Genomic DNA, 13,585 nt, shown 5'->3' on the forward strand with positions numbered 1-13,585 from the left:
TCCGAAGTCGTCATCATAGGTATTCGCTTTTATTGTGACTGAAACAAAGATATATACTTTTTTCCACACAAACAAATCCAGCGTATAAATATAAGAAAGGCGCAGGATAAATATCTTGCGCCTTCTCTTATATCCGATCAGAAATATATTACTTTACCTCCCAAATCTCACCTTTCATCAAAAGGTCGTGTAATTTACGTGTAGGATTCTTCGCTTGTACCTCCTCGATTTGCTGGTGGACAGCCTCATCATAGGTCGGTCCCTCCACATCTCGTATTACGCCTAACGCGATTGGCATATCACCGCTCATCATGGCAAGCATCATATGCAAGGTGTTATCCTTCTCATGGGCGTCGTGTACCAATACGTCATCCATCGTATAACCATCTTGTCCGATCGTTACGGATTTCAGTTTTAGGCCGTCTAGCACAAGGCCTTTATCCATGTTAGCGCCGTAAACCATTTTCTCGCCATGGCGAAGGAAAATCGTACGATCCGCACGGTATGCCTTATCAACGATCCCCTTATGGATACCATCATTAAAGATCACGCAGTTTACCAACACTTCCGTAACGGAAGCGCCTTTATGACGGGCGGAAGCCGTCAATACCTCGGTCGTATTCTTCAAATCCACGTCAATCGTACGGGCGAAGAAATTACCACGGGCACCCAACGCCAACTCGGCCGGGATAAACGGATCTTCCACCGTCCCATAAGGAGAGCTCTTGGATACAAAACCACGGTCGGATGTCGGGGAATACTGCCCCTTCGTCAAACCATAGATCTTATTGTTGAAAAGAACGATATTCAAGTCGATATTACGACGGACAGCGTGGATAAAATGATTACCGCCGATAGCCAAGCAGTCGCCATCACCCGTAATCAACCATACGCTCAAGTCCGGGCGAGCCGTCTTTACGCCGGTAGCGATAGCCGCTCCACGACCATGGATCGTATGGAAGCCATACGTATTCATATAATAAGGTAAGCGGGAAGAACAGCCGATACCTGAGATAACTGCCATATTGTGAGGAGCCACTCCTACCTCGGCCATAGCCTTATGCAGGCAATTCAGTACCGCATGGTCGCCACAACCCGGGCACCAGCGTACGTACTGGTCGCTTTTATAATCTTTCGGTTGAAATTTAGTTTCTTCTGTTGTCATCTTTTAAGCCTCCAATATTTTAGTGAATTCCTCAACTAATCTCGCAACGACAAAAGGTTGTCCCTTTACACGATTGAAGCGATACGGGTTAAATCCGGGAACCTTTCCCCGTAAATAGTTAGCGAACTGGCCGTTATTTTGCTCAGCCACCACCACTTTCTTATACTTAGAAAGAACCTCAGCCGTATTCTTAGGCAGCGGGTTGATAAACTTGAAGTGAGCGAAAGCCACCTTCTTGCCATTCTCCTGCATCGTCTCCATCGCCTCGTAAAGGTGCCCGTAGGTTCCACCCCAACCAACGATCAATAAATCAGCGTCCTCATCTCCGATCACTTCCAGTTCGGGGATATAGTCGGCGATCTTATCGATCTTAGCCTGACGGGTCGTCACCATCTTCTGGTGGTTAGCCGGATCGGTAGAGATAGCGCTCGTCTCGTAGTCTTTCTCCAGACCGCCCAGACGATGAGCGAAACCTTCCGTTCCCGGAATCGCCCAGTAACGAACCAAGCTTTCCTTGTTACGACGATACGCCTTCCAGACTTTCTCATCTTGATAATTAGCTACGTAATTCGGCTTAATCTCCGGATATTTATCCATTTCCGGAATTCTCCAAGCGGAAGAACCGTTAGCGATAAAGGCATCGGTCAACAAGATAACCGGAGTCATATGCTCCACGGCCAACTTACCTGCCCAAAACGCGGCATCAAAACAATCAGTCGGCGTAGAGGCCGCTATTACCACGGCAGGGCTCTCACCATTACGGCCATACAGAGCCTGCATCAAGTCCGTTTGCTCGCTCTTCGTAGGCAAGCCCGTAGAAGGACCGCCACGCTGAACATCGATAATCACCAAAGGCAACTCAGCGATCACCGCCAAACCGATCGCCTCGCTCTTCAAGGCAAGACCCGGTCCGGAAGTAGATGTAGCCGCCAAGCAACCGGCGAAACTAGCTCCGATAGAAGTACAGATACCGGCGATCTCATCCTCGGCCTGAACCGTGATAACGCCTAAATCCTTACGTTTAGATAATTCATGTAAAATATCAGTAGCCGGAGTGATCGGGTAGCTACCCAAGAACAACTGCAAACCAGCTTTCTCGGCAGCGGCTATCAAACCATAGGAAGTAGCCTTATTACCATTCACGTCCGTATAGAATCCGGGCTCGGCTTTCTTACTCTCGATACGATACGTAGAAACCGAGGCATGGATGTTATTACCATAATTATAACCGTCCGTCAAAGCCTTGATATTAGCTTGGGCGATAACCGGTTTCTTAGCGAACTTATTCTGCAACATGTGCATAGCCTCCTCCAGCGGACGCTCGAACAACCAGCAAACAAGTCCTAAGGCGAACATATTCTTGCAGCGAAGAGCCGATTTATTGTCCAAGCCAAACTCAACCAATCCGTCTTTTACCATCGTAGAGATCGGAGCGGCAACAACCTGCACGCCAGTCAATCCCAGCTCAGTAAACGGATCATCGGTCGTAAACAAGGCCTTATCCAAATCACTTTTCTTGAAAGAGTCCGTGTCGATTAAAACAATCGCATTGGGTTTTAGGTGTTTTACGTTCACCTTCAGCGCGGCGGGATTCATGGCCACCAATACGTCGGCCTTATCACCGGGTGTAAAAATCTTACGAGATCCCAAGTGTACTTGGAATCCGGATACACCACTTAGTGTTCCTTGTGGAGCACGTACTTCTGCCGGATAGTCTGGGAATGTAGAAATCTCGTTCCCGAAAACCGCGGACAGGTTTGAAAAGATTGTACCGGTTAACTGCATACCATCTCCCGAGTCTCCCGAGAAACGAATTACAACCTTCTCCAGCGTCTTAACTTTTGTCTGTTCTGCCATAATATACTTTATTAGCTTTATCGCTTATTGGTATTTAGATCGTCCGCAAAGTAAAGCATAAACTTTGCGAGTTCAAAACTTTTCCGCATCAAAAAGCAGAGAGGTATAGATCAAGATTATTAGATGATAGATTAAAATGATTAGACACATAACTATTCACTGTCTTCCCGTAATACATATATACTCCCGCCCTAAAGCCCTTATCCGATTTGATCATTCCTTGCACGGAACCGGCGTCGCCCAACGACAATAATAAAGGCACGAATATATTACTATAAGCCATCGAGGTAGTACGAGCCACCCGGTTGCTGATATTCAGTTTACAATAATGTAATACCCCATATTGCTCGAACACCGCGGGATCTTCCCTCGACAAGCAGCATGTCGTCTCAAAGCAACCGCCTTGGCTTACCCTCAGATCGATCACCAAAGCTCCCTTTTTCATCGTACGCACCAAGTCCGTAGCGATAATATAGCGATGTCTCGTATTAATATAACGCATCGCCCCGATCACCACGTCAGCGCTACGAAACGCGTTATGCAGCACATTCGGATGGAACGTGGAAGTAAAAAGCCCTTGCCCCAAGACCTGTTGTATTATACGCAATTTATTGATATCATCATCGAATACTTTCACGGATGCTCCCAAGGCCAACGCGGCACGCGCGGCCACGGTCCCGGCGTTTCCGGCCCCGATGATCACCACTTCCGTAGGGGATACGCCCGGGATACCGCCTAATAAGATCCCTTTACCTCCTTGGGTATTGCTCAACAGCTCGGAAGCGATCGTTATGGAAGCCGCCCCCTCGATCTCGGAAGTGACATTCAGCACCGGGAAACGATTATATTCATCCGCCATCAACTCATAAGAGATAGCGGTAATCCGTTTCGCCATCATCAACTCGAAAGCCTCTTGAGCGAATAAATTAAACTGCACCAATGAGAAAACGGTCGTGCGAGGTCTCATAAGCGCAATTTCCACCGGCAACGGAGGCAATATCTTCAAGATCAGATCCGCTTGGAAAACTTCCGCGGGCGTATCGACAATCTCCGCCCCCGCCTCCGAGAAATGATTATCGGAATAGTTGATGCCTAATCCGGCGCCACTTTCCACCAGCACCCGGTGACCGCAATCGGTCAGCATATCCACCGCCTCCGGAGTCAACGGCAAACGTTTTTCCGCCTCGCATCGTTCACGAGGAATACCGATAAGCAAACGGTTATTCACCTTGCTGATCTCTTTCAATAATTCCTGCGGGATATAGGCCCCCTGTGCCTGCCGGCCGTCGTTCGCTTCCATATGCTATAGGATTTTCATTAACGCGTTCGATATGTCATGTACATCAGATTCTGTTAACATCTTCTCGGCATCAAACGTTATGGACGCCTTCGTATAAAACGGATTCCTTTTCTCCAGACTCTCGGCGATAAACGCCCTCAGTTCCTCCCCGGAACGTCCTTTCAACACCGGACGGGTATGTTTGCACAACTCCAGACGCTTCGCCAGCTCCTCGACTGACACCTTCAAGTAAACCGTCGTGCCAGAAGCGTTCATAAACTCCATGTTATCGAAAAAGCAAGGAGCGCCTCCTCCCGTGGAGATCAGCACGTCCTCAAACTCAGCGACCTCGTGAAGCATATTCCGTTCTATCTCTCGGAAAGCCTCCTCCCCTCTCTCGGCGAATATCTGCGAAACGGCCTTATGATAACGCCCTTCGATATAGTAATCAAGATCTATGAACGAAAGACCGGCGAGCTTGGCAAGCTCTTTTCCCACCGTTGTCTTGCCCGCTCCCATATATCCGACCAAAAAAACACGTTTCATACGTTATTATAATAGTTTTCGCAAATGTAAACTTTTTCCGGGAACTCTATCTTCTTTATTCCTAAGAATCAATAAAAAAATCATAGGCCAATGGCTTTTACTGTCTGGGTCGCACGATCCACTACCAATAAAGTATGACGAGCACCGGCTATTTTCTCGGGATAGACCATCGAATCTGTAAAGTCCTGCAATAATTTTCCGTTCTTAGGGCTGATCTCCCATAGCTCCGACCGTTTATCATCGACACGAAGCGTAACAAACAAACGATCCCCTACAAACGCTATCGACTGGGGAGACTTTTCAAATCCCAATGTCACCAGATACGGCGCAAAGCCCGTGTCCCCTGCCCGAATGTCCGCAGGATCGAATAAATAGATCATATTTTTATTCTGGGCCGTCACATACAAAAAGCCATCATTTCGCGCCGCTACCGCATAAGTACCCATTGCCTCTTGCAAATTTACGCTACGGCTATATATAGGTACCCGAGCAGCGGAACCGGGCTGTACATCTTGCTCCAAGACAACTACCAGTTTCCGTTTATCCCGGATAAAGACAGCCCCTTGACTAGCCGTCACATCAAACGCATGAACGGTCTGATAACCACCCTCACCCCAAGTACCCGTACCGATACAAGTAATGAACTCATACGTTTCCGCATCGAACACATCCGTACGGCTTCCCGTATTCGTGACATATATTTTCCCATACGAGCGAGTCACGCCGTTTGGCTCCCCCACAAAGGTCTCTTTCTTATCTCCGTTCATCCACTCAACCATACTTTTCACATGACGCACATTACCGGAAGATACATCAAAGACCTCCAAACTATAATGTCCCGGAGCGTCATTTGCTACATATAGCGTATTCCCATAAAGATGGACCGCTTTCGGATGAAAAGTTTCCACAGTGGCACCGGGAATATCCAAGACTGAAAGTGTAAATGAGAGAGGAGAACCCTCATCGCCAGCCCTATCCGTCTCCATCGGAGCAAGCCCAAGCCCGCCATCTATGGCATCCAATTCCGGATCATCGATAATGTATTTCGAGGAGGTATACACGTTTTTATTCTCTACCAGATTCTTATTCCTCCGGGTATGCAAGAAACGGCGGGAATAAATCGGCAATTTCTTACTCACGGAAAGCTGTGAGTAAACCTTCATACAAATTGTAGGGAAACCGCCTTCCGCCGGATAGTACGTCATATTCCCACTATGCCCATATCCCAAGCAGTGCGCCAGCTCATGATACGGCACATCAGTCCCGTTGGCATCATCCGCATAATGGGTAAGATAGACATATTCACCTAATCCAAAGGTATTTCCCCCGCCCAGGCCGACAACATTCACCACACGCCCATAACACAATCCGCCATGATTCAAGATCTTTTTCTTCAATACATCTATATCCACGATTTGCTCGTTATTTATCAGCTTACCACGCCACTTCTCCAGTTCCTCGTCAAAAAGCGAGGAAGAAAACATCGCCGCCATATTCAAGGAAAGGGCAACCGCCTCACGAGCCAGATGTGGCCTGAAGTTACCCCAGTTTGAACCAGAATACTTACCAAACCAAATATTCCACTTTGGTTTCACGTTAATCATTCCTTGATATACCGGATCTCCACATTCAATCCGCAAACTTATATTCTCGACCGCCATATCCGGATAGGCTTCTATGGTAACCTCCTCGCCGGAACGCGTATAATAAACCTTCGCCTGTTCCAGAAAAGGCAACTTCATTTTAAACTCCTGAAAAGGTAAAACCGTAGTAAACTCCGCAAACCGTACCTCGTCCTCATAGCCTTCAATCGTCGCCCATACGATCACGTTATGTATAGCCCTGGGTGAATAGAAACGAAGCATCAGCTCATTCTGCTCGGTAACCGACACCTGCAAAGGTTCATTCACCTTGAATTTTCGCTGCGACGAATCGAAAAGAACCTCGTCCGGTTCCTCATCCTGAAGGATATAAGAAGTATTCGACGAATCATAATCCTCCTCCGCCATCCGTATTAAACCATATTTACTCGTTCCTCCACTATTATCCACATCATCTTCATCCGAACATCCGAGAACAAGAAAGCCTCCCATTACAAACAGAATGACACGAATGATCGTGTATCTCAACATTTCATTCATAAATAATCTCTACCAGTTTTGGACGCAAAAATAGTATTTTTATTTAACTCGCATAAAAGTCACCGTTTTTATGTAATTTTGCCCCGTAGACAGATGTAGATTCGATGATGAAATTTATAGATAAGTTCAATACAATCATCCATAAGCCATTTTTCAGCAAATATAGTACCTTAATGGGGCTATGGGCATTGCTGGGGGTTATCGCATGGATCACCAAGTATTTCCCCGGGAAATATAACAACTTCTCCATCTTCAGGCAATCCTTTTGGCATACGTTGAATGAGTTACCGCTCTATGCCGCCTATCCGGAAGAATACAACGATATTTTTCACTATGGGCCGGTATTTAGCTTGGTCATCGCTCCATTCGCCATTACACCGTTATGGTTGGGATTGCTTACTTGGTCGGTGGCACAGAGCCTTTTCTTATTCTGGGCGGTCAAGATGCTGCCGGGAATCAAGCGGGAACGTATCTTTATCTATTGGTTCTGCGCCCACGAGTTGCTTACCTCGCTTTTCATGTCGCAATTCAATATCAGTATCGCCGCTATCATTGTCCTCGCTTACGTATTGATAGAGAAAGAGAAAGACGTATGGGCCGCTTTCGTGATCATGTTGGGTACCTTTACTAAATTGTATGGGATCACGGGATTGGCGTTCTTCTTTTTCTCTCGCCATAAGATGAAGTTCAGCCTATCTTGCGTAGGATGGGCGGTCGTCATGGTCGTAGCCCCGATGATATTGTCCGGGCCGGATTATATAATGTCCCAATATACCGGTTGGTTCGAGGACTTATCCGGAAAAAATTCGGAGAACTTATTCGCGCTCATGCAGAACATTTCCTTCTTGGGAATGGTTCGTAAGATATCGGGATCGGTCAGTTACTCGGACATTTATCTGATAATAGGGGGATTACTATTATTCGGCCTGCCTTATCTACGCATCAGTCAATATAAATATGAGGCTTTCCGGAAAACGTTATTGGCCTCGGTGTTGATGTTTGTCGTACTGTTCAGCACGGGTAGCGAGTCCAGTACCTATATCATAGCGTTTATCGGAGTCGCTATTTGGTATACGGCTGTACCGTGGAAACGTTCGACATTGGATATTGTCTTGATGGTCTTCGCCTTTATTTTGACCAGCATGTCTCCGTCCGATCTTTTCCCGAAATACATACGAGTGCATTATGTATACCCGTATGCGTTAAAAGCGTTGCCTTGTATGCTGATCTGGCTAAAGCTGACATTTGAGATGTGTACGAGGAGTTATAATCCGGTAAAGGCATAAATGGAATGAACGCACGAGCAGACATAGATTTGGTATTACCTTGTTACAACCCGCCTTCGGGCTGGGAGGAACAAGTAGCCACCCATTTCCGCGAAGTGGAGCGATTATTCAGCCCGGTACGTTTCCACCTTTTTATTGTCAGTGATGGTTCGAGACGGGGATACGAGCCGGAGACGATCGACCGCCTCCGGCAATTGATACCGGATGTCTGCGTCGTGGACTATAAGCCTAACCGGGGAAAAGGATATGCCTTGCGAGAGGCGGTAAAGCGATGTACCTCTCCTTGCATTATTTATACGGACTACGATTTTCCTTATACAAACGACTCGTTCGGCAGGATGGTCGAGGCGTTGCTAGGAGGAGCGGACGTAGTCGTGGCTACCCGCGGCAAAAGTTATCAGGATAATCTACCTCCTTTCCGGCAAATGTTATCCAAACTGTCCCACATATGCAATACATGGGTCTTGCGGATCAAGATCAAGGATACGCAAGGGGGCATGAAGGGATTCAGCCAAGCGGGACAGGCGATATTCCTGACGACCCGTATCAATAGCTTCCTATTCGATACGGAATTTATCTATAAGGCAAGTCGCCGGAAAGAGATAAACTTACGGACGATCAACGCAAACATCAAAGAAGGACTGGCGGTATCCGATATGGGATTCAAGGTCCTGCGGCGGGAAGCGTTGAACTTCTTATCCATCTTATTTCATAGAGATTAATTGACATACATGATATTACTTAGTTTTGATATCGAGGAGTTTGACGCTCCATTGGAACACGGCGTGGAATTGCCGTTCGAGGAACAAATGCGTACTTCCGTAGAAGGAACCCGGAAGATACTGGCATGTCTGGCCCGTCACCGGGTAAAAGCGACTTTCTTTTGCACGGCGAACTTCGCCCTTCACGCAAAGGATTTGATCTTGGACATCCAAAAGGGTGGACATGAGATCGCTTCGCATGGTTTTTATCACTCGTCGTTCGAGACCGCCGATCTACGCAAGTCCAAAGAGGCGTTGGAGGAACTGACCGGACAACCGGTGAACGGTTTCCGTATGGCCCGCATGATGCCCGTCGAAGAAGAAGAGATACATAAGGCCGGTTACTTATACAACTCGTCCTTGAACCCGACTTGTATTCCCGGCCGTTATAACCATCTGGGGCAGCCCCGCACCTATTTCATGAAAGATGGCGTATTGCAACTGCCCGCCTCGGTGACCCCGATCGTCCGTTTCCCCTTATTTTGGCTGGCTTACCATAACCTTCCGGCCACCTTGTACCGTAAGTTAGCGCTTTGGACGTGGAAAGAGGACGGTTATTTCCTAACCTATTTCCATCCGTGGGAGTTCACCTCCTTAAGTGATCGGAAAGAGCTAAAGTTACCGTTTATCATGACCAACCATTCCGGTTGCAGCATGGAAAGAAGGCTGGACGCCTTGATCCGTTTCTTCAAGGATAAAAGAGCGCCGTTCGGTACCTATACGCAATTCTCACAAGAAATCTTGAGTAAGAGTCATGGCCAAGAATAAGTTTTATGTCGTATGGAAAGGGTTGAACCCGGGAATCTATGATAACTGGGCAGAATGCAAGGCACAGGTAGACGGACAAGAGGGAGCCAAATATAAATCCTTCGAGAACCGGGAGGAAGCTGCCAAAGCCTTCGAGGCCGGCTATACCCATTACCTAAAGACCGCCTCTTCCCCGAAAGCCGTTGCCCGTCTCGCGCCGGAAGCCCCGATCGGAAACCCGATCAATGAGAGTCTTGCCGTAGACGCCGCCTGTAGCGGTAATCCCGGGGATATGGAGTACAGAGGCGTTTATACCGCTACCGGGCAAGAGATCTTCCATATCGGCCCGCTGAAGGAGGGCACGAACAATGTCGGGGAATTCCTCGCCTTAGTACACGGCCTCGCCTTGCTACAGCAAAAGGGAAGCGACCTGCCGATCTATTCGGATAGCCGCAACGCCATCAGCTGGGTCAAGAAAAAGAAATGCAAAACCTTATTAGCACGTAAACCGATCAACGAACCTATCTTCGACCTCATCGAGCGGGCCGAGAAATGGTTGAACACCCATACCTATACCACCCGGATCCTCAAATGGGAAACATCCGTATGGGGGGAGATCCCGGCGGATTTCGGAAGGAAATGAGGTAAAGGTAATTAAAATTATATCGTATATTTGCCCAATATATCGAATTCAAGCCTATGAAGATCGCTTTCGACGCAAAACGGATTACGCATAACGCTACCGGACTGGGTAATTATAGCCGGTTCGTAGTGAATAGTTTGTCCGCTTCTTTCCCGGAGCATATCTATCAACTCTATACGCCGGGCAAAGGCAAAGAGGCGTTACGGAAACGGATCGAGGAGCGTCCAAGTGTCTCATTCCATTATCCGGAAGGCAGGTTCGATAAACTATTTCCGTCTTTATGGCGTACCTCCGGTCTAACGGCTACGCTTCGAAAAGAGCACGTAGATCTGTTCCATGGCTTGAGTAATGAGATTCCTATGAATCTAAAACAGAACGGAATCCCAGCGGTCGTAACGATACATGACTTGATCTTCTTGCGTTACCCGCAGCTTTATAAACCGATCGATCGTTCCATCTATACCTACAAATTCAAGCAAGCTTGTTTACGATCGGACAAGATCATAGCGATCAGCAGGCAGACGATGCGAGACATCCGGGACTTCTTCCACATTCCGGAAAGCAAGATCGAGGTTGTTTACCAAGGTTGTGACCCGATATTCGGGCAAGCGGTTCAAGAAGACGTGAAATCGTCCGTACGCGAGAAATATCAGATAAACGGGCCTTATATATTATATGTAGGGAGCATCGAGGAACGGAAGAATTTATTGCTTCTGGTAAAAGCCCTGAAAGCCCTGAAAGAAGATATCTCCGTGATCGCTATCGGTAAGCATACGCCTTATACGGATACGGTAGAGACCTATATCCGGGAAAACAACCTGTCCGGTCGCATCCGTATCTTGACCCATATACCTTTTAACGAATTAGCCGCTTTCTATCAGATGGCGACCTTATTTGTATATCCCTCGTTTTTCGAAGGATTCGGTATCCCGATATTAGAAGCCCAGCTTGCCGGTATTCCGGTGATAGCGGCTACCGGTTCTTGTCTGGAAGAGGCGGGCGGATCGTCCGCTCTATATACCGATCCGAGAAATGAGCAAGAACTGCGCGGCTTGATAGAGTCCGTATTGAACGAGCCGAAGCTGGCCGAATCCATGCGTTCCGGCGGACGAGAGAATATACGGCGATTCATGCCCGACGTATTAGCGGCTCATTTCATGCGAGTATACGAGAATATCTCACGATCTTAGCAAATCCATTTTATCCATACACAATGAATATACTTTTAGTCTATAAAGAAGCCGACATAGCGACCTACAAAATGCTGGAAGGATTGTCCAAGCTTGAGGACTTCAACATCTATATCGCTTCCCCCCAATCGTATACCGACAAAAAGATCTATGGGAATTGTACACCCTTGGATCTGCCGGTCATTACCTCGAAGTTCAACTGGAACGTTATTCGTGCCCTGCGCGAAATCATCAAGACTTATCGGATCGACCTTATCTACTCACCGAGTAGTTCCGGTTTATCAAACGCTCTATTCGCCTCCATAGGCACACGGGCGAAGAATATCGCATACCGAGGTACGCAGGCTAAATTGAAGCGGTTCGATCCGACCTATTATCTAGGCATATTAAATCCCGCCGTGGAGCATGTCGTATGCGAGACCAAAGATATCGAGGAATATCTCTCCCGATTCATCGCACGAAAAAGACTAACAACCAGCACAAAGCCATTTGATATCGATTGGATCAAGGAGGCAGTCCGTACGCCCAAACAAGCAGACGATATTCCGGACGACGCCTTTCGTTGCATCTATATCGGAGCGACGAAGAACAGGCCGTTCAAAGGCTTAACCGATTTGATTCATGCGTTTATCTTATTGGATGATCCACGGGTACATCTTACAATCGTGGGAGAATATGGGGAAAATGATTTCCAATTAGCCCAACAGTCGAAGGTAAGCGCACAAATTCATTTTCTGGGACAGCGTTCCGACGCCATCTCTTTTCTGGTCACGTCCCAGTTGTTTATACTTCCCTCGCACCGGGATGCCTCCCCAAGAGTCGTGCGGGAGGCTATGGCTTGTTCCGTTCCTTGTATCGTAACAGACATACCGGGAGCAAGAGACTTAATCATAGACGGAGTCACCGGATTGTTAGTGCCGCCTTCTTCTCCTCAAAAAATGGCGGCGTCTATCCGCTCGCTTATCGATAACCCGGAGCGATTGGAAGCGTTCGCCAAGGCCTCACGTGAGCATATCATCCAAGATTTCAGCGTAAAGGCTTATACAGACGGCTTCGCCACGTTATTCAGGTCGATCAAGAAAGCATAGATTATTTACAGATTCAGAAACAACGGATATAAGCTAATGAATAGCTATCATAAAGATGGTCCTTCATTCCATGTTTATATTGGAAGGACAGGATATTTTTCTTAAGCTCATAATTTAGCTTTGTCCGTAGAATCATCGGCTTATCTCCATTATCCCGATATCCCCGGAAACCGGCATAATTACAATCCAACGAGAACCCCCGATAGGTCCCTAACACACCTGCCCCATAACAGAAAGCGTCGTTCTGACGATTAACGACATCGTTAGTCATCCAACAATAAAAACCCGCTAAAGCTTGCACACGGATCGAAGCGTTTACATCTTTCCGCTTCCACAACGTACGTCCCAGATTGGCGTCGAACCAATAAGAGGCCGCATCCGTATAACGAGCGTCGCACAAGCGTCCGCCACTGGCGGTTTTCAGGTTGGCGCTTACCACGATATCCATCCATTTCTCGCTCCGGAGGGCTTGGAAATAAAAATTAAAGATCACGTCGCCCCGGCAAACAATCGGGGATTTCAATTCTACCGCATAACGCTCATCCCGCACTTCCGGCGACATCTCATACCATTCTTGGAATACCCAACTGACATTCACCCCTACACGTCCCTTTACGACAGGAATGTACAAACGGGTAAAGATATCTTTCGTCTGATCGCCTCGCGTCTTATGATATTCCCCCCGAAGCTCCACTTCCCAACGGCTGGACAGGCTTCCTCCTACCAACTCGGGAATCGGAAAGGCATTTGGCCCGAAATAACGGGGCGAGTAAGTCAGATACTCTACCTTTTCCCACCATTCTAACGCCTTAACCGGAGATACATAGGCCAAAAGACAACTAACAACTAAACAGAACCGGAGTATTTGTATTTTCATAAAAG

The 13,585-nt window shown here is 47.5% G+C and carries 12 protein-coding genes; 6 read left to right on the top strand and 6 right to left on the bottom strand.

Annotated elements, in window-relative coordinates; all coding sequences use genetic code 11:
- Window positions 1-148: 148 nt before the first annotated feature.
- From DW033_RS15650 to DW033_RS15670, 5 genes are all read right to left on the bottom strand, one after another.
- Window positions 149-1,165, bottom strand: coding sequence for a 2-oxoacid:ferredoxin oxidoreductase subunit beta (locus tag DW033_RS15650; RefSeq protein WP_005860730.1), 1,017 nt, complete (start codon window positions 1,163-1,165; stop codon window positions 149-151).
- Between the two features lie 3 nt (window positions 1,166-1,168).
- The gene (locus tag DW033_RS15655) at window positions 1,169-3,022 is read right to left on the bottom strand and encodes a 2-oxoacid:acceptor oxidoreductase subunit alpha (RefSeq protein WP_048928484.1); all 1,854 of its coding nucleotides are present in this window, start codon (window positions 3,020-3,022) and stop codon (window positions 1,169-1,171) included.
- A gap of 88 nt (window positions 3,023-3,110) precedes the next feature.
- Window positions 3,111-4,322, bottom strand: a complete 1,212-nt coding sequence (locus DW033_RS15660) for an alanine dehydrogenase (RefSeq protein ID WP_005860726.1) — start codon at window positions 4,320-4,322, stop codon at window positions 3,111-3,113.
- Window positions 4,323-4,325: 3 nt separating this feature from the next.
- Window positions 4,326-4,847, bottom strand: coding sequence for a shikimate kinase (locus DW033_RS15665; protein ID WP_005860724.1), 522 nt, complete (start codon window positions 4,845-4,847; stop codon window positions 4,326-4,328).
- An 80-nt stretch (window positions 4,848-4,927) separates the two neighbouring features.
- Complete coding sequence (locus DW033_RS15670) at window positions 4,928-6,988, bottom strand: hypothetical protein (protein WP_122382913.1); 2,061 nt, start codon at window positions 6,986-6,988, stop codon at window positions 4,928-4,930.
- Window positions 6,989-7,092: 104 nt separating this feature from the next.
- Here DW033_RS15670 and DW033_RS15675 point away from each other — a divergent pair, with 104 nt between their 5' ends.
- From DW033_RS15675 to DW033_RS15700, 6 genes are read left to right on the top strand one after another with little or no spacing between them, the layout of a single operon-like run.
- On the top strand, window positions 7,093-8,274 hold the full coding sequence (locus DW033_RS15675; protein ID WP_122382914.1) for a glycosyltransferase family 87 protein: 1,182 nt from the start codon (window positions 7,093-7,095) through the stop codon (window positions 8,272-8,274).
- Window positions 8,275-8,279: 5 nt separating this feature from the next.
- Entirely contained in the window at window positions 8,280-8,996 is a 717-nt protein-coding gene (locus tag DW033_RS15680; protein ID WP_122382915.1) for a glycosyltransferase family 2 protein, read from the top strand.
- Between the two features lie 9 nt (window positions 8,997-9,005).
- Window positions 9,006-9,803: a polysaccharide deacetylase family protein gene (locus DW033_RS15685; RefSeq protein WP_005864049.1), complete on the top strand. Its 798-nt coding sequence runs from the start codon at window positions 9,006-9,008 to the stop codon at window positions 9,801-9,803.
- A complete protein-coding gene (locus tag DW033_RS15690; protein ID WP_122380807.1) occupies window positions 9,790-10,425 on the top strand; it encodes a viroplasmin family protein in 636 nt (211 codons plus the stop codon). The genes DW033_RS15685 and DW033_RS15690 overlap by 14 nt, the downstream gene beginning before the upstream one ends.
- A 56-nt stretch (window positions 10,426-10,481) precedes the next feature.
- Entirely contained in the window at window positions 10,482-11,615 is a 1,134-nt protein-coding gene (locus tag DW033_RS15695) for a glycosyltransferase family 1 protein (RefSeq protein WP_122382916.1), read from the top strand.
- A gap of 23 nt (window positions 11,616-11,638) precedes the next feature.
- On the top strand, window positions 11,639-12,703 hold the full coding sequence (locus DW033_RS15700; RefSeq protein ID WP_005864043.1) for a glycosyltransferase: 1,065 nt from the start codon (window positions 11,639-11,641) through the stop codon (window positions 12,701-12,703).
- A 13-nt stretch (window positions 12,704-12,716) separates the two neighbouring features.
- Here the strand turns inward: DW033_RS15700 and DW033_RS15705 are convergent, their stop codons facing one another.
- Entirely contained in the window at window positions 12,717-13,580 is an 864-nt protein-coding gene (locus DW033_RS15705) for a hypothetical protein (RefSeq protein ID WP_005864041.1), read from the bottom strand.
- Between the last annotated feature and the right edge of the window lie 5 nt (window positions 13,581-13,585).

It is taken from the genome of Parabacteroides sp. AF39-10AC, assembly GCF_003635405.1.
GTDB classification, from domain to species: domain Bacteria; phylum Bacteroidota; class Bacteroidia; order Bacteroidales; family Tannerellaceae; genus Parabacteroides; species Parabacteroides distasonis.

Excerpts from the sequence above, each read along its gene's own strand:
- DW033_RS15650 (WP_005860730.1), bottom strand. The coding sequence starts at position 1,165 with ATGACAACAGAAGAAACTAAATTTCAACCGAAAGATTATAAAAGCGAC.
- DW033_RS15660 (WP_005860726.1), bottom strand. The coding sequence starts at position 4,322 with ATGGAAGCGAACGACGGCCGGCAGGCACAGGGGGCCTATATCCCGCAG.
- DW033_RS15670 (WP_122382913.1), bottom strand. The coding sequence starts at position 6,988 with ATGAATGAAATGTTGAGATACACGATCATTCGTGTCATTCTGTTTGTA.
- DW033_RS15700 (WP_005864043.1), top strand. The coding sequence starts at position 11,639 with ATGAATATACTTTTAGTCTATAAAGAAGCCGACATAGCGACCTACAAA.
- DW033_RS15690 (WP_122380807.1), top strand. The coding sequence starts at position 9,790 with ATGGCCAAGAATAAGTTTTATGTCGTATGGAAAGGGTTGAACCCGGGA.
- DW033_RS15675 (WP_122382914.1), top strand. The coding sequence starts at position 7,093 with ATGATGAAATTTATAGATAAGTTCAATACAATCATCCATAAGCCATTT.
- DW033_RS15705 (WP_005864041.1), bottom strand. The coding sequence starts at position 13,580 with ATGAAAATACAAATACTCCGGTTCTGTTTAGTTGTTAGTTGTCTTTTG.
- DW033_RS15665 (WP_005860724.1), bottom strand. The coding sequence starts at position 4,847 with ATGAAACGTGTTTTTTTGGTCGGATATATGGGAGCGGGCAAGACAACG.
- DW033_RS15680 (WP_122382915.1), top strand. The coding sequence starts at position 8,280 with ATGAACGCACGAGCAGACATAGATTTGGTATTACCTTGTTACAACCCG.
- DW033_RS15695 (WP_122382916.1), top strand. The coding sequence starts at position 10,482 with ATGAAGATCGCTTTCGACGCAAAACGGATTACGCATAACGCTACCGGA.
- DW033_RS15685 (WP_005864049.1), top strand. The coding sequence starts at position 9,006 with ATGATATTACTTAGTTTTGATATCGAGGAGTTTGACGCTCCATTGGAA.
- DW033_RS15655 (WP_048928484.1), bottom strand. The coding sequence starts at position 3,022 with ATGGCAGAACAGACAAAAGTTAAGACGCTGGAGAAGGTTGTAATTCGT.